At 62.0% G+C, this 20,920-nt stretch carries 22 protein-coding genes; all 22 read left to right on the forward strand.

Annotated elements, in window-relative coordinates; genetic code table 11:
* Nucleotide 1: 1 nt before the first annotated feature.
* The 22 genes from EBBID32_RS14745 (at nucleotide 2) to EBBID32_RS14845 (ending at nucleotide 20,881) form a co-directional block, all read left to right on the forward strand.
* Nucleotides 2–562, forward strand: coding sequence for a M23 family metallopeptidase (locus EBBID32_RS14745; protein WP_006959695.1), 561 nt, complete (start codon nucleotides 2–4; stop codon nucleotides 560–562).
* 102 nt (nucleotides 563–664) lie between these two features.
* Nucleotides 665–1,228: an elongation factor P gene (gene efp, locus EBBID32_RS14750; RefSeq protein WP_006959697.1), complete on the forward strand. Its 564-nt coding sequence runs from the start codon at nucleotides 665–667 to the stop codon at nucleotides 1,226–1,228.
* A gap of 120 nt (nucleotides 1,229–1,348) precedes the next feature.
* On the forward strand, nucleotides 1,349–2,161 hold the full coding sequence (locus EBBID32_RS14755; RefSeq protein ID WP_037490947.1) for an inositol monophosphatase family protein: 813 nt from the start codon (nucleotides 1,349–1,351) through the stop codon (nucleotides 2,159–2,161).
* A gap of 128 nt (nucleotides 2,162–2,289) precedes the next feature.
* Nucleotides 2,290–2,664: an NADH-quinone oxidoreductase subunit A gene (locus EBBID32_RS14760; protein WP_006959701.1), complete on the forward strand. Its 375-nt coding sequence runs from the start codon at nucleotides 2,290–2,292 to the stop codon at nucleotides 2,662–2,664.
* Entirely contained in the window at nucleotides 2,655–3,209 is a 555-nt protein-coding gene (locus tag EBBID32_RS14765) for a NuoB/complex I 20 kDa subunit family protein (RefSeq protein ID WP_006959703.1), read from the forward strand. Before EBBID32_RS14760 ends, EBBID32_RS14765 begins: the two co-directional genes overlap by 10 nt.
* Nucleotide 3,210: 1 nt before the next feature.
* Entirely contained in the window at nucleotides 3,211–4,047 is an 837-nt protein-coding gene (locus EBBID32_RS14770) for an NADH-quinone oxidoreductase subunit C (RefSeq protein WP_006959705.1), read from the forward strand.
* Nucleotides 4,047–5,282, forward strand: coding sequence for an NADH-quinone oxidoreductase subunit D (locus tag EBBID32_RS14775; RefSeq protein WP_006959707.1), 1,236 nt, complete (start codon nucleotides 4,047–4,049; stop codon nucleotides 5,280–5,282). Before EBBID32_RS14770 ends, EBBID32_RS14775 begins: the two co-directional genes overlap by 1 nt.
* Nucleotides 5,283–5,465: 183 nt before the next feature.
* Nucleotides 5,466–6,134 (forward strand): complex I 24 kDa subunit family protein, encoded by a 669-nt coding sequence (locus tag EBBID32_RS14780; protein WP_006959709.1) that lies wholly within the window; start codon nucleotides 5,466–5,468, stop codon nucleotides 6,132–6,134.
* A gap of 133 nt (nucleotides 6,135–6,267) precedes the next feature.
* Nucleotides 6,268–6,405, forward strand: a complete 138-nt coding sequence (locus EBBID32_RS24595; protein ID WP_006959711.1) for a hypothetical protein — start codon at nucleotides 6,268–6,270, stop codon at nucleotides 6,403–6,405.
* The gene (gene nuoF / locus EBBID32_RS14785) at nucleotides 6,405–7,748 is read left to right on the forward strand and encodes an NADH-quinone oxidoreductase subunit NuoF (protein WP_006959713.1); all 1,344 of its coding nucleotides are present in this window, start codon (nucleotides 6,405–6,407) and stop codon (nucleotides 7,746–7,748) included. The genes EBBID32_RS24595 and nuoF overlap by 1 nt, the downstream gene beginning before the upstream one ends.
* A gap of 2 nt (nucleotides 7,749–7,750) precedes the next feature.
* On the forward strand, nucleotides 7,751–9,757 hold the full coding sequence (gene nuoG / locus EBBID32_RS14790; RefSeq protein WP_006959716.1) for an NADH-quinone oxidoreductase subunit NuoG: 2,007 nt from the start codon (nucleotides 7,751–7,753) through the stop codon (nucleotides 9,755–9,757).
* Entirely contained in the window at nucleotides 9,754–10,803 is a 1,050-nt protein-coding gene (gene nuoH / locus EBBID32_RS14795; RefSeq protein ID WP_006959718.1) for an NADH-quinone oxidoreductase subunit NuoH, read from the forward strand. The genes nuoG and nuoH overlap by 4 nt, the downstream gene beginning before the upstream one ends.
* Nucleotides 10,800–11,285, forward strand: coding sequence for an NADH-quinone oxidoreductase subunit NuoI (gene nuoI, locus EBBID32_RS14800; protein WP_006959720.1), 486 nt, complete (start codon nucleotides 10,800–10,802; stop codon nucleotides 11,283–11,285). Before nuoH ends, nuoI begins: the two co-directional genes overlap by 4 nt.
* A 30-nt stretch (nucleotides 11,286–11,315) precedes the next feature.
* On the forward strand, nucleotides 11,316–11,927 hold the full coding sequence (locus EBBID32_RS14805; RefSeq protein WP_006959723.1) for an NADH-quinone oxidoreductase subunit J: 612 nt from the start codon (nucleotides 11,316–11,318) through the stop codon (nucleotides 11,925–11,927).
* A gap of 112 nt (nucleotides 11,928–12,039) precedes the next feature.
* On the forward strand, nucleotides 12,040–12,345 hold the full coding sequence (gene nuoK, locus EBBID32_RS14810) for an NADH-quinone oxidoreductase subunit NuoK (RefSeq protein WP_004211745.1): 306 nt from the start codon (nucleotides 12,040–12,042) through the stop codon (nucleotides 12,343–12,345).
* Nucleotides 12,346–12,355: 10 nt separating this feature from the next.
* Nucleotides 12,356–14,404, forward strand: a complete 2,049-nt coding sequence (gene nuoL, locus EBBID32_RS14815; protein WP_006959736.1) for an NADH-quinone oxidoreductase subunit L — start codon at nucleotides 12,356–12,358, stop codon at nucleotides 14,402–14,404.
* The gene (locus tag EBBID32_RS14820) at nucleotides 14,404–15,972 is read left to right on the forward strand and encodes an NADH-quinone oxidoreductase subunit M (RefSeq protein ID WP_006959738.1); all 1,569 of its coding nucleotides are present in this window, start codon (nucleotides 14,404–14,406) and stop codon (nucleotides 15,970–15,972) included. The genes nuoL and EBBID32_RS14820 overlap by 1 nt, the downstream gene beginning before the upstream one ends.
* Nucleotides 15,972–17,408 carry an NADH-quinone oxidoreductase subunit NuoN gene (gene nuoN, locus EBBID32_RS14825; protein WP_006959740.1) on the forward strand — a complete coding sequence of 479 codons (1,437 nt, stop codon included), beginning with the start codon at nucleotides 15,972–15,974 and terminating at the stop codon, nucleotides 17,406–17,408. The genes EBBID32_RS14820 and nuoN overlap by 1 nt, the downstream gene beginning before the upstream one ends.
* A complete protein-coding gene (locus EBBID32_RS14830; RefSeq protein ID WP_081628103.1) occupies nucleotides 17,405–18,109 on the forward strand; it encodes a biotin--[acetyl-CoA-carboxylase] ligase in 705 nt (234 codons plus the stop codon). The genes nuoN and EBBID32_RS14830 overlap by 4 nt, the downstream gene beginning before the upstream one ends.
* A gap of 14 nt (nucleotides 18,110–18,123) precedes the next feature.
* On the forward strand, nucleotides 18,124–18,903 hold the full coding sequence (locus tag EBBID32_RS14835; RefSeq protein WP_006959744.1) for a type III pantothenate kinase: 780 nt from the start codon (nucleotides 18,124–18,126) through the stop codon (nucleotides 18,901–18,903).
* Nucleotides 18,903–20,540 carry a ribonuclease J gene (locus EBBID32_RS14840; protein WP_006959746.1) on the forward strand — a complete coding sequence of 546 codons (1,638 nt, stop codon included), beginning with the start codon at nucleotides 18,903–18,905 and terminating at the stop codon, nucleotides 20,538–20,540. The genes EBBID32_RS14835 and EBBID32_RS14840 overlap by 1 nt, the downstream gene beginning before the upstream one ends.
* A gap of 77 nt (nucleotides 20,541–20,617) precedes the next feature.
* Entirely contained in the window at nucleotides 20,618–20,881 is a 264-nt protein-coding gene (locus tag EBBID32_RS14845) for a DUF1467 family protein (protein WP_006959749.1), read from the forward strand.
* Nucleotides 20,882–20,920: the final 39 nt, after the last annotated feature.

Below are 20,920 nucleotides of genomic sequence, written 5' to 3' on the forward strand. Positions count from 1 at the left end.
GTTGAGTGCGCGCGGGTGGGGCGGGGCGGCGCTGGCCTTGCTGGCCTGCGTTGCTTTCGCGCATTTTTGCGTGCGGATCGTGCCTGCCGATGCGCCTGTGTCGACGAGCGAGATTGTGGACGGAGGCGGCGCGCTGGCGATCCCGGTTGAGGGCGTCCCGTCCAGCGCATTGGCCGACACGTTCAGGCAGGCACGCGAGGGCGGTGCGCGGCCCCACGACGCGATCGACATCATGGCACCGCGTGGCAGTCCGGTAATCGCGGCGGGGGACGGGCGGATCGAAAAACTGTTCTGGAGCGAGGCGGGCGGGCGGACGCTCTATCTGCGTTCGCCCGACCGGCGCGCCCTCTATTATTATGCGCATCTGGATGGCTACGCACCTGGCGTGCGCGAAGGGCTTGTCGTCCGGCGCGGGCAACGGATCGCGCGTGTGGGGAGTAGTGGCAATGCCAATCCCGCAGGGCCGCATCTTCATTTCGCGGTCCACGCCATCGCGCCGGGCGAGCCATGGCATGGCGGGCGGGCGGTCAACCCTTATCCCCTGCTGATGCCGCCGCGTTGACGGCCCTCTTGCCCTGCGGCCCGTCTGTCTGTATTGGCCCGCCCAGCCTTTTTAACGAAGGCGCGGCTCTTTTCACCACAGACATACAGGCAGGCTCTTCCCATGAAGATCAGCGGCGTGGACATTCGTCCCGGCAACAATATCGAATATGAGGGCGGCCTGTGGCGCGCTGTCAAGATTCAGCACACCCAGCCCGGCAAGGGCGGCGCCTATATGCAGGTGGAGCTGAAAAACCTGATCGACGGCCGCAAGAATAATGTCCGCTTCCGCTCCGCCGAGAGCGTCGAGCGCATCCGGCTGGATACCAAGGATTTCCAATATCTCTATGCCGAAGGCGACATGCTCGTTTTCATGGACAATGAGACGTACGAACAGATCAACCTGCCGATCGAATTGCTGGGCGATGCCGCCGACTTCCTGCAGGACGGCATGGAAGTGACGCTGGAAATGTATGAAGAACGGCCGATTTCGGTGCAGCTGCCCGACACGATCGAAGCGACCGTGGTGGAAGCCGACGCCGTGGTGAAGGGGCAGACCGCCTCTGCCAGCTACAAGCCCGCGATCCTCGACAATGGCGTGCGCGTCATGGTGCCGCCGCACATCGTCAGCGGCACGCGCATCGTCGTGGACGTGTACGCCCGCGAATATGTGAAGCGCGCGGACTGACGCGGCCTTAAAGTCCCCCTCCCGCGTGCGGGAGGGGTTAGGGGAGGGCGTGTCGCGCCGTCTCCGTCACATGCCCTCCCCCGACCCCTCCCGCCAGCGGGAGGGGAGAAAGACAGTAATATGGCATCCCACTCAGGCCTTCTCACCGTCATGGAACGCGCCGCGCGTAAAGCCGGCTCCAAGCTGCGTCGCGATTTTGGCGAGGTCGAGCATCTTCAGGTGTCGCGCAAGGGGCCAGCCGATTTCGTGTCCAAGGCCGACCAGCAGTCGGAAAAGACGCTGGTGGAGGAATTGCAGAAGGCGCGGCCCGACTGGGGTTTCCTACTGGAAGAGGGCGGGGTGATCGAGGGAGATCCGACCAAGCCGCGCTGGATCATCGATCCGCTCGATGGCACCACCAATTTCCTGCACGGCATCCCGCATTTCGCCATCTCGATCGCGGTCGAAGAGCCGCTTTATGGTGGCAAGCGCGAGATCACGACGGGTCTGGTCTATCAGCCCTTTTCCGACGAAAGCTATTGGGCCGAAAAGAGCCGTGGCGCATGGCGGCATGACCAGCGGTTGCGCGTGTCGGCGCGCCGCGACATGGGCGAATGTCTGATTGCGACTGGCATACCCTTCATGGGCCATGGCGATTTTGCGCAATGGACCCGCATTTTCGGCGCTGTCGCGCCATCGGTCGCGGGGATTCGCCGTTTTGGCGCGGCCTCGCTCGATCTCGCCCATGTGGCGTCGGGTCGTTACGATGGTTTCTGGGAAAGCGGCCTCCAGCCCTGGGACGTGGCCGCCGGCATGTTGCTGGTGCGCGAGGCGGGCGGTTTTGTGTCCGACTTCCGCGGCGGCGATCAGGCGATCGAGCGCAAGGAAGTGATTGCGGGCAATGACGCAATCCACAGCAAATTGCACAAGCTGGTCGCCAACGCCCTGCGCTAAAGTGCATCTAGGCCAAGCGGTTCAACCACTTGGCCTTTTTGCGATTCATTCTCAGCCTTCTGGCCCCTTGCTTCGCATATGCAGCGCGCCTAAAGCGCCCCCACAACCTTTTCGCCCAGGGGATAACGTTGGTCGATCTTGCCCAATATCTGCCGATCCTGATCTTTCTCGGGGTCGCGCTGCTGCTCTCCAGCGCTTTCGTCTTTCTGCCGATGCTGGTGGGTCGCCTGACCGGCGCGCACAAGCCGGACCCGGCCAAGCTCAGCGAATATGAATGCGGCTTTCCCGCGTTCGAGGAGCCGCGCAGCCAGTTCGACGTCCGCTTCTATCTGGTGGCGATCCTCTTCATCATCTTCGATCTTGAAGCGGCGTTCCTGTTTCCCTGGGCGGTGAGCCTCGACCAGATCGGCTGGGCCGGTTGGGCGACGATGATGATTTTCATAGCGGAGCTGGTGCTCGGCCTCGTCTATGCGTGGAAGAAGGGAGCACTCGATTGGGAGTAGAACTCTATAACCCGGCGCCCGGCACATTGCCGCCCGTCGGGACGCAGCCCGATCAGGATTTCTTCAACTCGCTCAACAGCGAAGTGAATGACAAGGGTTTCCTGGTCACGTCGACCGAGGATCTGTTCACCTGGGCGCGCACCGGTTCGCTGTGGTGGATGACCTTTGGCCTCGCCTGCTGCGCGGTCGAGATGATCCACGTCAACATGCCGCGTTACGACATGGAGCGTTTCGGCGTCGCGCCACGCGCATCCCCGCGCCAGAGTGACGTGATGATCGTCGCGGGCACGCTGTGCAACAAGATGGCTCCCGCGTTGCGCAAGGTTTACGACCAGATGTCGGAACCGAAATATGTGATTTCCATGGGGTCGTGCGCAAACGGTGGTGGCTATTATCACTATAGTTATTCGGTAGTGCGGGGCTGCGACCGGATCGTGCCGGTCGATATCTATGTGCCGGGTTGCCCGCCGACGGCTGAAGCGCTGTTGTACGGCGTGATGCAGTTGCAGCGGAAGATTCGCCGGATCGGGACGATTGAACGTTAAAATGGGCCATTCCGCACCGAAAATCGCGACCATCGACGGGATCGTGCAGGAAATCGAGGCGATCCTCGGTTCAATGCTGGTCGAGACGGTGGATCATGTTGATGAGCTGAGCTTCACCGTGCTGCGCGACGCATTGCCGCAGGCGATGACGGCGCTGCGCGACCGCGCGCAGTATCAGCAGTTGATGGAGATTGCAGGGGTCGATTATCCCGACCGTCCCGAACGGTTCGAGGTCGCCTATCATCTGCTGAGCGTCACACGGAATCACCGCATCCGCGTGAAGGTATCCACCGACGAGGATCTGCCGGTGCCGACCGTCACGCACATCTGGCCCGTTGCGGGCTGGCTGGAGCGCGAAGTGTTCGACATGTATGGCGTGGTGTTCGAGGGTAATACCGACCTGCGCCGCATCCTGACCGACTATGGCTTCAAGGGCCATCCGCAGCGCAAGGACTTCCCGCTGACCGGCTATGTCGAGCTGCGCTATTCCGAAGAGGATAAGCGCGTCGTCTATGAGCCGGTGAAGCTGGCGCAGGACTTCCGCAGCTTCGACTTCATGTCGCCATGGGAAGGCGCGGAATATATCTTGCCGGGTGATGAGAAGGCGCCACAGGCACCCGGCGCGCCGTCGCCAGCCGCTGCTCCGCCGCCGCCGCCAGCGACGCCCAAAGGCGAGCCTGCCGCACCGACGCCCAAGACCACCGAGAAGAAGGCCGACACCGGCGCTGGCGAAGCGGCGAACAAGGCGTCTCAGGTCAAGTCGGCGGACGCGCCCGTCAAGCCTGCTGCCGCGACCGACGAAGGCAAGGGCGCCGCCAAGCCGGAGGACAAGGCATAATGTCCGATTATCTCGAAAAGCTGGATCACCGCACCGACGCCGCCGACCCGACCTATGGCGACACGGAAATCCAGAATTACACGATCAACTTCGGCCCGCAGCATCCTGCGGCGCACGGCGTGTTGCGCCTCGTCATGGAGCTGGAAGGCGAAATCGTCGAGCGCTGCGACCCGCATGTCGGGCTGCTGCATCGCGGCACCGAGAAGCTGATCGAGTATAAGACCTATTTGCAGGCTTTGCCCTATTTTGACCGGCTCGATTATTGCTCGCCGCTCGGCATGGAGCATAGCTATGTGCTGGCGATCGAGAAGCTGCTGAACCTGGAAGTGCCGCTGCGCGCGCAATATCTGCGCGTGTTCTTCGCGGAACTGACCCGCATCTGCAATCATATGCTCAACCTGGGTTCGCACGTCATGGACGTGGGCGCGATGACGCCCAACCTGTGGCTGTTCGAGATTCGCGAGGATTGCCTCAATTTCTTCGAGCGCGCGTCGGGCGCGCGGATGCACAGCGCCTATTTCCGCCCCGGCGGCGTGCATCAGGACGTGCCGCTTAAGCTGCTCACCGACATTGCCGACTGGCTCGACAGCCGTTTGCCGCGCCTGTTCGAGGATGCGATCAGCCTGGTCGCGGACAACCGCATCTTCAAGCAGCGCAATGTCGATATCGCGATCGTGTCCAAGGAAGATGCGCTGAAATGGGGCTTTTCCGGCCCGATGCTGCGCGGGTCGGGCATTGCGTGGGACATTCGCAAGGCGCAGCCCTACGACGTCTATGACCGGGTCGATTTCGACGTACCGGTCGGCACGCAATATGACTGCTATGATCGCTTCATGGTGCGCGTGGAGGAGGTCCGCCAATCGGCGCGGATCATGAAACAGTGCCTGAACGACATGCCCGAAGGGCCGATTGCCAGCTTCGACCGCAAGGTGGTGCCGCCCAAGCGTGGCGAGATGAAGCGGTCGATGGAAGCGCTGATCCATCATTTCAAACTCTACACCGAGGGCTTTCATGTGCCCGCCGGCGAAGTCTATGTCGCGACCGAAAGCCCCAAGGGCGAATTCGGCGTCTATCTGGTCGCGGATGGCAGCAACAAACCCTATCGCTGCAAGATCCGCCCGACCGCGTTCAGCCATTTGCAGGCGATGGACTTCATGATGAAGGGCCATATGCTGGCCGACGTCACCGCGGTGCTAGGCTCGATGGACATCGTGTTCGGGGAGTGTGACCGGTGACATCCAATCGCGCGCTTCTGTTGGGCATCGGTGTTGCTCTAGTTTTAATAATCGGAGGCAATTTCTTGCGCTCTGCTGTTCAAGATCAACCCGTTGATACAATCAAAATCGTAATTTCGAGCTTAGCTGTTTCGATCGGGCTTGTGGTTGTTCATTTCTGGCGGAAGCGGAAGGCGGCAAACAATGGCTGACGCACCCCATATCCCCGATGAAGCCAAAACCCGCGCGCGCTGGGGCAATTTCGCGTGGACGGCGGAGAATGCCGAACAGGTGAAAACCATCATCGCCCGCTATCCCGCCGGTCGCCAGCAGTCTGCGGTCATGCCGCTGCTCGATCTGGCCCAGCGGCAGGTGGGGGCGGAGACGCAGACGCAGGGCTGGCTGCCTGTGCCGGTGATGGAATATATCGGCGATCAGCTCGATATGCCGTACATGCGCGTCTATGAGGTCGCGACCTTCTACACCATGTATAATCTGGCGCCGGTTGGCCGCTATCATGTGCAGGTGTGCGGCACGACGCCCTGCATGTTGCGTGGTTCCGACGATGTGTTCGCGGCGTGCAAGAACAAGGGGCTGGTGAAGGGCGCGACGACTCCCGACGGCCTGTTCACGCTCACCGAAGTCGAGTGTTTGGGCGCCTGCGCCAATGCGCCGATGGTCCAGATCAACGATGATAATTTCGAGGATCTGACCTATGACAGCATGAGCGCGGTGCTGGAAACGCTGGCCGCCGGTGGGCAGCCCAAGATCGGGCCGCAGATCGAGCGGCAGACGAGCTGCCCGGAGGGTGGCCCGACGACGCTCAAAGAGATGGTCGAGGGCAATCATGATTATCGGGGGGCGTGGGCGTGAAGCGTTCGGCTTTTCCCCAACGTCCGTTCGCTTCGAGCGTAGTCGAGAAGCGGTTAGCGTTGCGCGGGCGTGTCTCGACTACGCTCGACACGAACGGATGTTGTGTATCGGGGGCCGCCGCATGAGCGCCCTGATGGCCATCATCATCGGCCTAATCGTGTTCGTGATCGCGCTCAAGATAATCGGTGCGGTGCTGGGTCTGGTCATCGGGCTGGGACTGGCCGTCATTGTCTATTTCGTGGCTGAAAAACTGATCGGAAAGGGCCGCTGATGGCCGACGACACCGCCCCTGTTGCTCCGCCGCCGTTCGTCGGCCCGCTGGAGGACAAGGATCGCATCTTCACCAACGTCCATGGCTTTCAGGACTGGGGAATCGACGCCGCGATCATGCGTGGCGACTGGGATAATACCAAGGCGCTGCTGGCGCTGGGCCAGGACGCGATCATCGACATCATGAAGGCGTCGAACCTGCGTGGCCGTGGCGGTGCGGGCTTCCCGACCGGCATGAAGTGGAGCTTCATGCCCAAGGAAAGCAAGGACGGCCGTCCGAGCTTTCTGGTGATCAACGCCGACGAATCCGAGCCGGGTTCGTGCAAGGACCGTGAGATTATCCGCCACGATCCGCACAAGCTGATCGAGGGCGCGCTGGTCGCGGGCTTCGCGATGCGGGCGCGCGCGGCCTATATCTATATTCGTGGCGAGTTCATCTACGAAGCCAAGGTGCTGTTCGCGGCGGTCGAGCAGGCCTATGCCAAGGGCTTCCTGGGCAAAAATGCCTGCGGGTCTGGCTATGATTTCGATGTGTTCGTCCATCGCGGCGCGGGCGCCTATATCTGCGGCGAGGAAACCGCGCAGATCGAAAGCCTGGAAGGCAAGAAGGGCCAGCCCCGCCTGAAGCCGCCTTTCCCGGCGGGCGCGGGGCTTTATGGTTGCCCCACCACGGTCAACAATGTCGAGAGTATCGCGGTGTCCCCGACGATCCTGCGGCGCGGCGCGGCCTGGTTCAACCGCTTCGGGCGCGAGGGCAATCGCGGCACCAAGCTGTTCCAGATCAGCGGCCATGTGAACAAGCCCTGCGTCGTCGAGGAATCGATGTCGATCCCGTTCCGCGAACTGATCGATCGCCATTGCGGCGGTATCCGTGGCGGCTGGGACAATCTGCTGGCGGTGATCCCCGGCGGATCGTCGGTGCCATTGGTCCCCGCGCGCGAAATCATGGACGCGCCGATGGACTTTGACGGGTTGAAGGCCGTCGGCTCCGGCCTTGGCACTGCCGCCGTCATCGTCATGGACAAGTCCACCGACATCGTCCGCGCCATTTCGCGGCTGTCCTATTTCTACAAGCATGAAAGCTGCGGCCAGTGCACGCCATGCCGCGAAGGCACTGGCTGGATGTGGCGGGTGATGGAACGGCTGCGCACCGGCGACGCCGACCTGTCCGAAATCGACATGCTGCATCAGGTGACCAAACAGGTCGAAGGCCACACCATCTGCGCGCTGGGCGACGCGGCGGCCTGGCCGATCCAGGGGCTAATCAGGCATTTCCGGCCTGAAATCGAGCGGCGGATCAATGACAATAAGGGCGGCGCGCCGATGATGGAGGCTGCGGAGTAATCATGCCTAAGGTCAAAGTTGATGGCGTAGAACTGGACGTTCCGGCGGGTGCCACCGTCCTGCAGGCGTGCGAGCTGGCGGGGAAGGAAATTCCGCGCTTCTGCTATCATGAGCGGCTGTCCATTGCGGGCAATTGCCGCATGTGCCTGGTCGAGGTGAAGCCCGGACCGCCCAAGCCGCAGGCAAGCTGTGCGCTGCCCGCCGCCGAGGGGCAGGAGATCCGCACCGACAGCGAAATGGTCAAGAAGGCGCGCGAAGGGGTGATGGAGTTTCTCCTCATCAACCATCCGCTCGATTGCCCGATTTGCGATCAGGGCGGCGAATGCGATTTGCAGGACCAGTCGGTCGCCTATGGTCGCGGCGCGTCGCGCTATGACGAGAATAAGCGCGCGGTGACTGAGAAGAATATGGGGCCGATCGTCAAGACGGTCATGACCCGCTGCATCCAGTGCACCCGCTGCGTGCGCTTTGCCGAGGAAGTGGCGGGCGTGCCGGAAATCGGCGCCATCTATCGCGGCGAAAATATGCAGATCACCACCTATCTGGAACATGCCGCCAAGAGCGAGCTGTCGGGCAATGTGGTCGATCTGTGCCCGGTCGGCGCGCTGACTGCCAAGCCCTATGCGTTCGAGGCGCGGCCGTGGGAGCTGAAAAAGACCCATGCGATCGACGTGATGGATGCGGTGGGCACCAACATCCGCCTCGACAGCCGGGGCCGTCAGGTGCTGCGCGCGGTGCCGCGCATCAATGATGACGTGAACGAGGAATGGGCGAGCGACAAGACTCGGCATAATGTCGATGGTCTGGTCCGCAAGCGGCTCGACAAGCCCTATGTGCGGCGGGACGGCAAGCTGGTGCCTGCGACCTGGGCGGAGGCGTTCGCCGCCGTCGCTGCTGTCCAGCATGGCGGCAGCGTTGCGGGACTCGCGGGCGATCTGCTCGATTGCGAGACGATGTTTGCAGGGCGCGCACTGGTCGAGAAACTGGGCGGGACGATGCTCGAAGGGCGTCAGACCGGCCTGTCCTATGACGTGTCGAGCCTGTCGTCGGTGGTTTTCAACACGCCGCTGGCTGATCTGGAAACGGCGGACGTCATTCTGCTGGTCGGCACCAATCTGCGCTGGGAAGCACCGCTGGTGAACACGCGGCTGCGCAAGGCGATCAAGAAGGGTGCCAAGGTATTTGGCGTCGGGCCTGAGTTTGACCTGACTTACAAGGTCGAGTGGCTGGGCAATGATGCGTCGCTGCTGGCCAAGCTACCTGAAGCGGTGGTCGAGGCGTTCGGCAAGGCGGCGCGGCCCGCGATGATCGTGGGCGGCGGCGTGCTGGCCAAGGATGGCGCGCATGGCGACACGCTTGCGCTGGTCGAGACGCTGGGCCTCGTGAAAGAGAGCTGGAACGGTTACAATGTGCTGCATTTCGCGGCGGCGCGGATGGGTGGGCTGATGCTCGGCTATGCGACGGATGGCGGGATCAAGGCGGTGGCTGCGGCCAAGCCGAAGCTGCTCTTCTCGCTGGGCGCGGACGAGGTGGATTATGCCGCCTTCCTCGACAGCTTCAAAGTCTATGTCGGTCATCATGGCGACAAGGGCGCGCACGCGGCGGACGTGATCCTGCCGGGCGCAAGCTATGCCGAAAAGGCGGGCACCTATGTCAATCTGGAAGGCCGCGTACAGCGGGGCGAAAAGGCCGTGTTCGCGCCGGGTGACGCCCGTGAGGACTGGTCGATCCTGCGCGCTCTGTCCGAAGTCATGGGTGCGACGCTGCCGTTCGACAGCTTCGAGCAACTGCGCGCCGAGATGGTCAAGGCGGTGCCTGCGCTGGGTGTCGAGGGGCTGGCCGATTATGGCTGGTCCGTGCCTTCGCTGCCCACCGGCGCGACCGGTGAACTGGCGTCGCCGATCAAGGATTTCTACCTGACCAACGCCATCTGCCGCGCCAGCCCGACGATGCAGCAATGCTCGGCCGAACTGGTCCATGGGGTTGAATTTGCGGAGGCCGCAGAGTGACCGCGCTTTTCGTTTCATGGGGCGCGCCTTTCGGTGTTGCCTGGTTCCTCTCGACCATCATCGGCATCCTCGTGATTGCCCTGCCGGTGATGCTGGCCGTCGCGATGCTCATCTATGCCGATCGCAAGATCTGGGCGGCGATGGCGCTGCGGCGCGGACCGAACGTGGTTGGTCCCTTCGGCCTGCTCCAGTCCTTTGCGGACGGAGCCAAGGTTTTCCTCCAGGAAACCATCATCCCGTCGGCCGCGAACAAGGCGCTGTTCATCATCGCGCCGATCATCACTTTCACGGTGGCGCTGCTGGCCTGGGCGGTGGTGCCGTTCGATGTCGGCGTAGTGCTGGCGGACATCAATGTCGGCCTGCTCTACATTCTCGCGATTTCGTCGCTGGGCGTTTATGGCGTAGTGCTCGCGGGCTGGGCGTCCAACTCCAAATATCCCTTCTATTCCGCGATCCGCGCGTCCGCGCAGATGATCAGCTATGAAGTCTCGATCGGCTTCATCCTGATCTGCGTCGTGCTGTGGGCGGGCAGTTTCAACCTGACCGCGATCGTGGAAAGCCAGAAGGGCTATTATGGCTTCCTGAACGGGAACGGCTTCAACCCGCTGCTCTTCCCGATGGCGATCATGTTCCTGATTTCCGCCATGGCCGAAACCGCGCGCGCACCCTTCGACCTGACCGAAGCGGAAAGCGAGCTGGTCGCGGGCTATCAGACCGAATATTCGTCCATGGCCTTCGCGCTCTACTGGCTGGGCGAATATGCCAACGTCATCCTGATGTGCGCGCTGAACGCCATCCTGTTCTGGGGCGGTTATCTGCCCCCGGTGGACTGGGCGCCGCTCTATTATGTGCCGGGCATCCTGTGGTTGTTCGCCAAAATCCTGTTCTTCTTCTTCGTCTTCTCCTGGGTGAGGGCGACGGTGCCCCGCTACCGCTATGACCAGTTGATGCGGCTGGGCTGGAAAATCTTCCTGCCGACCTCGCTCTTCTTCGTCTTTCTGGTGTCGGGCTTCCTCATGCTGACGCGCTATGGAGGCGCACAATGAGCCTCGGATATTACGTCAAGTCGTTCACCCTCTGGGAGTTTGTGAAGGCGCACTGGCTGACCTTGAAATATTTTTTCAAGCCCAAGGCGACGATCAACTATCCCTATGAGAAGAACCCGATTTCGCCGCGGTTCCGCGGTGAACATGCGCTGCGTCGCTATCCCAACGGGGAAGAACGCTGCATCGCGTGCAAGCTGTGCGAGGCGGTGTGTCCGGCGCAGGCGATCACCATCGAGGCGCAGCCGCGCGAGGATGGCAGCCGCCGCACGACGCGCTACGACATCGACATGACCAAGTGCATCTATTGCGGTTTCTGTCAGGAAGCCTGCCCGGTGGATGCGGTCGTGGAAGGGCCGAACTTCGAGTTCGCGACCGAAAGCCGCGAGGAGCTGATCTATGACAAGGCCAAGCTCCTTGAAAATGGTGACAAGTGGGAACGCGCGATCGCCGCGAACCTTGCCGCCGATGCTCCGTACCGTTAAGCCGCGCGCGTCCAAGGGGAATATGATCCTGTGATCCACGTCTTAGCCTTTTACCTGTTCGCGATCCTGGTGGTGTCGAGCGGCGCGCTGACGATCCTGTCGCGCAACCCGGTCCATTCGGTGCTGTGGCTGATCCTGGCCTTCTTCAACGCGGCGGGTCTGATGATCCTGCTGGGCGCCGAATTCATCGCTATGCTGCTCGTCATCGTCTATGTCGGCGCGGTCGCGGTGCTGTTCCTGTTCGTGGTCATGATGCTGGACATCGACTTTGCCGAACTGCGCGCCGGTTTCGTCAGCTATCTGCCCTTCGGCCTGCTGATTGCGCTGGTGCTGCTGGCGGAAATCGTGCTGGGCATCGGCCTGTGGAGCGCTGGTCCGATAGAATTGGCGCAGCGCGCCGCGCCGACCGCGCCGGACGTGTCGAACATCAAGGCGATCGGGACATTGCTCTACACGCGCTACATCTTCCTGTTCGAGGCGGCGGGCATCGTCCTGCTGGTCGCGATGATCGGCGCGATCGTCCTGACCCATCGGGCGCGCGGCGGCGTGAAGGGCCAGAATATCGCCAAACAGAATCGTCGCCGTCCGCAGGATGCGGTCCGCAATATCAATCAGCCCATTGGGCAGGGGGTGGAGCTGTGATCGCGACCCTTTCCGTCATGCCAGCGGATGCTGGCATCTCATGCCTTGGCGCGCTATCGCCTGAGACCCCAGCCTGCGCTGGGGTGACGGCCTCCTTTGAAGGGACGCCGTCATGATCGGCCTTCAACATTATATGGTGGTCAGCGCCATCCTGTTCGTGATGGGGGTGCTGGGCATCTTCATCAATCGCAAGAATGTGATCATCATCCTGATGGCGATCGAGCTGATCCTTTTGAGCGTGAACATCAACCTTGTCGCCTTCAGCGCCTTTCTGGGCGATCTGGTGGGGCAGGTGTTCAGCATGTTCGTGCTGACCGTCGCGGCGGGTGAGGCGGCCATCGGGCTTGCCATCCTCGTCATCTATTTCCGTGGTCGCGGCACCATCGCCGTCGACGATGTCAACCGGATGAAGGGCTGAGCCTGAACTCATGATCCAGCTTATCGTTCTTCTTCCGCTGCTGGCCGCCGCCATTGCAGGTCTTGGCAACAAGGCGCTGGGCAAGCTGCCCGCCAAGATCCTCACCACCGGCGCGCTGTTCATTTCCTGCGCGCTGAGCTGGCCGATTTTCATCAGCTTCCTGACCGGCGAGGCGCAAGCCCATGTCACGCCGCTGTTCACCTGGATTCAGTCGGGCAGCTTTGACGCGCAATGGGCGCTGCGGGTCGATGCGATGACGGCGGTGATGCTGGTGGTGATCACCAGCGTGTCCAGCCTCGTCCACCTCTATAGCTGGGGCTATATGGACGAGGAGCCGGATCAGCCGCGTTTCTTCGCCTATCTCTCGCTCTTCACCTTCGCGATGCTGATGCTCGTGACCGCGAACAATCTGTTGCAGATGTTCTTCGGTTGGGAAGGGGTGGGCCTCGCCTCCTACCTGCTCATCGGTTTCTGGTTCCGCAAGCCATCGGCCAATGCTGCCGCGATCAAGGCGTTTGTCGTCAATCGCGTGGGCGACCTTGGCTTCATGATGGGGATTTTTGGCACCTATCTTGTGTTCAACACCATCTCCATTCCCGAAATATTGGAAATGGCCCCGTCGATGGCGGGTTCGACCATCGGTTTCCTTGGGGCTCGTTTCGACACGATGACGGTGCTGTGCCTGCTGCTGTTTATCGGCGCGATGGGCAAGTCGGCGCAGCTCGGCCTGCACACCTGGTTGCCGGACGCGATGGAAGGCCCGACCCCTGTGTCCGCGCTGATCCACGCAGCGACCATGGTGACAGCGGGCGTGTTCATGGTGTGTCGCCTGTCGCCGATGTTCGAGACATCCGCGACGGCGCTGACCGTCGTAACCTATGTGGGCGCAGCAACCTGCCTGTTCGCGGCGACCGTGGGCACGGTGCAGACCGACATCAAGCGCGTTATCGCCTATTCGACTTGTTCGCAGCTGGGCTATATGTTCTTTGCGGCGGGCGTCGGTGCCTATGGCGCGGCGATGTTCCACCTGTTCACCCACGCATTCTTCAAGGCGCTGCTGTTCCTGGGGGCCGGTTCGGTCATCCATGCGATGCACCATGAACAGGACATGCGCTATTATGGCGGGCTGCGTAAGAGCATCCCGGTCACCTTCTGGACGATGACGCTGGGCACGCTGGCGATCACCGGCGTGGGTCTGCCGCTGGTCGGCATCGGCTTTGCGGGCTTCTATTCCAAGGATGGTATCCTCGAAGCGGCCTATGCTGCTGGCGGGGCCGGGACCGGGGCGTTCATCGTCGGCGTGTTCGCCGCGCTGCTGACAAGCTTCTATTCATGGCGTCTGGTGTTCCTCACCTTCTTCGGCAAGCCGCGCTGGACCCAGTCCGAGCATATCCAGCATGCGCTGCATGACGCGCACGGCCATGGTCATGACGATCATGCGCACGACGCGCATGGCCATGATGATCATCATGGCGCGGACGCAGGCGACGGCACGGGCGGCTATCACCCGCATGAAAGCCCGTGGGTCATGCTGGTGCCGCTGATCGTGCTGAGCCTGGGCGCGGTGTTTGCCGGCTTCCTATTCCACGACCAGTTTATCGGGTCTGAAGGTGGCATAGCCTTCTGGAACGGCGCAATCGCGTTCGACAGCCATTTGATGCACGCCGCGCATGAGGTGCCCACATGGGTCAAATTCGCGCCGTTCACGGTGATGCTGACCGGGTTGCTGGTCGCCTGGCTGAGCTATATCAGGAATACCGACTGGCCGCGCCGCTTCGTCGCGACCTTCAGCGGTCTCTATAGCTTCCTGCTGAACAAGTGGTATTTCGACGAGTTGTATCACTTCCTGTTCGTCAAGCCCGCCTTCGCCATCGGCCGCTTCTTCTGGAAGTTCGGTGACATTGGCTTCATCGACCGCTTCGGACCCAATGGTCTGGCCGCTCTGGTCGTGCAGGGCAATAAAGTGACCCGTCGGCTGCAGTCCGGCTACCTCTACACCTACGCGCTGGTGATGCTGATTGGCCTCGCCGCTGCCGCAACCTGGGCGATGACACGATAATGGACGGCTTCCCCATCCTTTCCCTGATGATGGCAGTGCCGATGGCGGGGGCCATCGCCTGTCTGTTCGTGGGCGCGAACAGCGCGCGCTGGATCGCATTGATCGCCACTTTGGTCGATTTCGTGCTGGGCATGGCCCTGTGGGCGAATTTTGACCAGTCCGGCAGCGGCGCGCAGTGGCAGTTTCAGGAATATGCGCCGATCTTCGGCAAATTCGCCTGGGCGCTGGGTATTGACGGCATTGCGCTGATGCTGATCGCGCTGACCGTGTTCATGATGCCGATCTGCATTGGTGCCAGCTGGAACGCGATCAACAAGCGGGTCGGCGAATATATGGCGGCCTTCCTGTTCATGGAGGTGCTGATGATCGGCGTCTTTACGGCGCAGGATCTCTACCTTTTCTACATCATGTTCGAGGCCGGCCTGATCCCGATGTATCTGATCATCGGCATCTGGGGCGGCGCGGACCGGATTTACGCCAGCTATAAATTCTTCCTCTACACGCTGCTCGGCTCGGTCCTGATGCTGATCGCGATGATGTGGATGGTGCATGAGGCGGGGACGACGGAAATCCCCGTGCTGATGGCCTATAATTTCGACCCTCATGTCCAGACATGGCTGTTCCTGGCCTTCTTCGCCAGTTTCGCGGTCAAGATGCCGATGTGGCCGGTCCACACCTGGTTGCCCGATGCCCACGTTCAGGCACCGACGGCCGGTTCGGTCATTCTGGCAGGCGTGCTGCTGAAAATGGGTGGCTATGGCTTCATCCGCTTTTCGCTGCCGATGTTCCCCGAAGCCTCGGCTAGCCTAGCGCCTTTGGTCTGGGGTCTGTCGATGGTTGCGGTGGTTTACACCTCGCTGGTCGCGCTCGTGCAGTCGGACATGAAGAAGCTGATCGCCTATAGCTCGGTCGCGCATATGGCGATCGTGACGGTCGGCCTGTTTGCCTTCAATCAGGCGGGTATCGAAGGCGCGATGATGGTGATGCTGGGCCATGGTCTGGTCGCGGGCGCGCTGTTCCTGTGCGTGGGCGTGATCTATGATCGCCTGCATACCCGCGAGATTGCGCGCTATGGTGGCCTGTCGATCAATATGCCGCGTTATGCCGTGCTGTTCCTGTTCTTCACCATGGCGTCGGTGGGCCTGCCCGGTACGTCCAACTTCGTCGGCGAATTTCTGGCGCTGATGGGGATTTATCAGGCATCGACCTGGGTCGCACTGGTCTGCACCACGGGCATCATCCTAGGCGCTGCCTATATGCTCTATCTCTATCGTCGCATCTGCTATGGCGAGCAGGTCAATGCCGATGCCGCCGCGATGCCCGACCTGTCGGGCCGCGAAATCTGGTTGTTGGCACCGATTGCGGCGGTCGTGCTGTGGATGGGCGTTTATCCCGAAAGCTTCCTTAAGCCCATGCGTCCCGACATTCGCGCACTCGAAGCCCGCCTCGCGCCTGCCGCTCCGGAGGGTGATTCCAAGATCAAGATGGGTGCCCCCAAGCCTGCGGGCGAGGCACATCATGAAGAAGTTTCGGCGCCCTCTCATTCAGCGTCGGGGGAGGCGCACTGATGATCGACTCCGCTTCCCTTCTGGCCGTTCTGCCGGAACTCATCCTGACGGCCGGTGGCCTGATCCTGATGCTGGTCGCGGCCTTTGGCGGCGATGGCACGGCACGGCTGGTCAATACGCTGTCGGTGTTGACGCTGATCGTCGCGGCTGTGGCCCTGTCCTGTTCGCTGGCGCACGGGCCTGATGCGTTCGATGGCCTGGTCCGCGCTGACGCTTTCTCCGTCTATGCCAAGGCGTTGATCTATGCAGCGGCGGCGGCGGCGATCCTGCTCGCGCCGCGCTTCTTTTCGACCGACAGTGCGCTGCGGCCCGAATATCCGATCCTGATCCTCTTCGCCGCCATCGGCATGGGCATGATGGTGTCGGCGGGCGATATGCTGACGCTCTATGTCGGCCTCGAAATGAACAGCCTGGCTTCCTATGTTCTCGCGAGCTTCATGCGGCAGGACGGGCGCTCGTCCGAGGCGGGCCTCAAATATTTCGTGCTGGGTTCGCTGGCCAGTGGCATCCTGCTCTACGGCATCTCGCTGCTTTACGGTTTCACGGGCAGCACGGCGTTTGACGGCATTGCCGTTGCGCTGGGCGACGGCGTGGGCAAGGGCGAATTGTTCGGGCTGGTGTTCGTGTTGGCGGGGCTTGCCTTCAAGATCAGCGCCGTGCCGTTCCATATGTGGACGCCCGACGTCTATGAAGGCGCGCCCACCCCGGTCACCACCTTCTTCGCCAGCGCGCCCAAGGTCGCAGCGATGGGCCTGACCGTCCGCGTCGCGATCGAGGCGCTGGGTCCGGCGGGTCTGGACTGGCAGCAGATCGTGATCTTCGTTGCGCTCGCCTCTATCCTGTTCGGTGCCGTCGCGGCGATCGGCCAGACCAATATCAAGCGGCTTATGGCCTATTCGTCGATCAACAATGTCGGCTTTGCGCTGATTGGTCTCGCCGCAGGCACGCCTGCCGGTGTCGCCGCGACGATGAGCTATATGGCGATCTATGTCGTCATGACGATCGGCGCTTTCGCCTGCATCCTCCAGATGCGCGATGCCGATGGCCAGCCGGTCGAAACGATCGCCAGCCTGGCGGGGCTGTCGCAATCGCGTAAAGGTCTGGCCGCTGCCTTCGCGATCTTCATGTTCTCGATGGCCGGTATCCCGCCGCTATTCGGTTTCTGGGCCAAGTTCCTGGTGTTCGATGCCGCTGTCGCGTCCGGCCTGACCGCGCTGGCGGCGTTCGGCATCGCGGCGTCGGTGATTGGCGCTTTCTATTATCTCAAGATCATCAAGACGATCTATTTCGATGAGCCGACCGGTGCCTATGAGGCAAAGGGCGGGGCGGTCGAGAATGTCATCCTGACCGCCTGCGCCGTCGTCATCGTGCTGGGCTATCTGCTTAACCCCGTGCTGGATCAGGCGAGCGCCGCCGCTGCGGCGTCCTTGTTCTGACCATCCGCTTCGTCGAGGAAACCGGATCCACCAATGCCGATATGCTGGCATTGGCGGATCAGGGCGCGCCCGACGGCAGCTGGTTGCGCGCCGGGCGACAGACCGGGGGCAGGGGGCGTCTGGGCCGCAACTGGGAAAGCCCGGTCGGCAATCTCCATTGCTCCACGCTGATCCGGTTGCGGGCGGGCGATCCCTTGCCGCACACGCTGGCGCTGGTCGCGGCCAATGCGGTTCATGCGCTGGTCGCGCCACTGTGCGCCGGGCAGGCGCGGATCAAATGGCCCAATGACGTTCTGGTCGATGGCGCGAAGATTGCGGGCATCTTGCTGGAGCGGGCTGGCGATGCGATCGTCGTGGGCATCGGTATCAACGTTGCTGACTATCCCCGTGACCTCGATCGTCCGGTGACCAGTTTGGCGGCGCAGGGTGCGACGGACGCAGAAGCAGGCGCGTTGCTGGAACGACTGGCGCAGCTTTTCGCCCACTGGCTATCCATCTGGCGGGCGCAGGGGCTGGAGCCGGTTCGGACCCACTGGCTACTCAACGCCCACCCGACCGGCACGCCGATGCGCGTGGCGCAACCCGATGGCGAGACGGTCGAGGGTGCATTCGATACGCTCGACCGGCAGGGTATGTTGATCCTGCGCTTGGCGAACGGGCAGAGCCGTGCCATTCACGCCGGTGACATATTTCTCATCTGAACCAAGGATCGGCCATGCTTCTCGCGATCGACGCGGGCAACACCAATGTGGTTTTCGCGCTTCTCGAAGGGCGCGCCATCCGCGCGCGCTGGCGGATCGCGACCGATCCGCGCCGCACGGCGGACGAATATGCGGTGTGGCTCAACCAGTTGCTGATGCTCGAAGGCTATAAGATCGCCGACGTTGATGCCGTCATCATCGCGACGGTGGTGCCGCGTGCGCTGCATAATCTGCAGGTCTTGGCCGAAAAATATTTCAGAACAACGGCCTTGATCGCCGGGCAGGCGCCGGTTGACTGGGGCATCGAACTGGACGTAGCCGAGCCGGGATCGGTGGGGGCTGACCGGGTTGTAAACGCCATAGCCGCGCACCATCTTTATGCAGGTGATCTGATTGTCATTGATTTTGGCACCGCGACGACCTTCGATGTGGTCGACTATAGCGGCGTCTATAAGGGCGGGATCATCGCGCCGGGTATCAACCTGTCGCTCGATGCGCTGGTCGCGGCAGCAGCGAAGCTGCCCAAGATCGCCATCGCCCCGCCGGAAAATCGATCGGTCATTGGCCGGACAACAGAAGCACAGATGCATATTGGCGTCTTTTGGGGCTATGTAGCCATGATGGAGGGGCTGGTCGCCCGGATGAGGGCCGAGATTGGCCGTCCGACCAGAGTGATTTCGACGGGGGGCTTAGCGGTCCTCTTCAATGATAACAGCGATATTTTCGATGCGATCGCGCCGGACCTGACGGTTCAGGGCCTCGCGCTGATGCACGAACGGAGTTTACAAGCGTAATGAAACCCAAGGATGAGCTGCTCTTCCTGGCCCTAGGCGGGTCGGGCGAGATTGGCATGAACGTCAATCTTTACGGTTGCCAGGGCAAATGGGTGATGGTCGATCTCGGCATGACCTTTGGCGATCCAAATTATCCGGGCATCGAACTGGTGCTGCCCGACCTCAGCTTCATCGAGGAACGGCGCAAGGATCTGCTCGGCATCGTGCTGACCCACGGGCATGAGGATCATATCGGCGCGATACCCTATCTCGCCGCCGATCTGGGCGTCCCGCTCTATGCCACGCCCTTTACCGCTGGGCTGATCCGCCTGAAACTGGAGGAGGAGGGGCTGACCAAGGAGGTCAAGCTCCATGTCATTCCCAACGAAGGCAGTTTTGAACTCGGCCCGTTCGGCTTTCGCTACATGCCGCTGGCGCATTCGATCCCCGAAGGCAATGCGCTGGTGATCGATACGCCCCATGGCCGGATTTTCCACACCGGCGACTGGAAACTGGACGATCAGCCGCTGCTGGGCGTGCCATCGACCCCGGCGGAACTGACCGCTGTAGGCGATCAGGGCGTGCTGGCGCTGGTGTGCGACAGCACCAATGTGTTCAACGACAAGGCCAGCGGGTCCGAAGGCGATGTCCGCGAAGGGCTGATGCAGACGATCGAGGGGGCCAAGGGGCGGGTGCTGGTCACTACCTTCGCGTCCAACGCGGCGCGCGTCCAGACGCTGGGCGAAGTGGCGACCGCGATGGGGCGCAAGGTCTGCGTCGCGGGCCGGTCGCTCGATCGGATCATCGGCATGGCCAAAGCCAGTGGCTATCTTAAAGGCTTTCCGCCCACGGTCGATTGGGACGACGCAATGGCGCTGCCCCGGGACGAGGTGATGATCATCGCCACCGGCGGTCAGGGCGAAGCGCGCGCGGCTTTGGCGCGCATTGCGTTTGACAGCCACCCGATCAAGCTGGCCGAAGGCGATCTGGTCGTCTTTTCGTCCAAGCAGATTCCCGGCAATGAAATCGCCATCGGCCGTATCCAGAATGCGCTGGCCGCGAAGAATGTCGTGATGGTCACTGACCGGCAGGCCGAAGTGCATGTGTCCGGCCATCCGGGGCGTCCCGAACTGGAAGCCATGTATCGCTGGATACGACCGGAGATATTGCTGCCCGTCCATGGCGAACGGCGGCATATGGCTGAACAGGCGCGATTGGGCCTGGCGACGGGCATCCCCAATGCGGTGGTGCAGTCCAATGGCGATCTGCTGCGGCTGGCACCGGGCAAGCCGACCATTATCGGCCGAGAAGAAGTCGGGCGGCTGGTGCTGGATGGCGACGTGATCCTGCCTGCTGAGGGCGCAACGATGAACGAACGGCGCAAGTTGGGCCTGCATGGCCAGATCAGCGTGGCCGTGGCGCTCGATGCCAAGGGGCGGCTGCTGGGCCGTCCGACGCTGCGGACGCAGGGCGTGCCGGTGGAGGAGGACAAGGCGTCTTTCCTGGCCGAAGCGGCCGATGATGCGGCAGCGGTCATCCCCAAGGGATCGCATGAAGAAGAGGCGGTGCGCGAACGTATTCGCCTGGCCGTGCGGCGCGCCGCGACCCGGTGGACCGGCAAGAAACCGATCGTGGACGTGCTGCTCATTCGAGCCTAACATTATGCAGCCGTGTTCCCGCCTGCGCGGGAACATTTCAATCTGTTGACCATAGAGACGAGCGAAGATCCAAGGCCATGAACCTTTATGCCATTTTCGCCATCTATATACTGTTCTGGGTAATCAGCGCGTTTATCACGCTTCCCTTCGGCATCCGCACGCCCGATGAAACGGGCGAGCGGCTGGTGAAGGGGCAGGCAGACAGCGCGCCGAGCAATTTCCGGCCTGGCGTGGTGGCGCTCCGCGCAACACTGCTGTCAGGGCTGCTGTTCGGCCTCTATTATGCCAATTATGTGCAGGGCTGGGTCACGCTGGACATGCTGCCGGGCTATTCGCGCTAAGGTGGGATCAATTCACCTCGACCCGTTCGTTTCGAGCGA

Source organism: Sphingobium indicum BiD32 (assembly GCF_000382885.1).
Lineage (GTDB): Bacteria > Pseudomonadota > Alphaproteobacteria > Sphingomonadales > Sphingomonadaceae > Sphingobium > Sphingobium japonicum_C.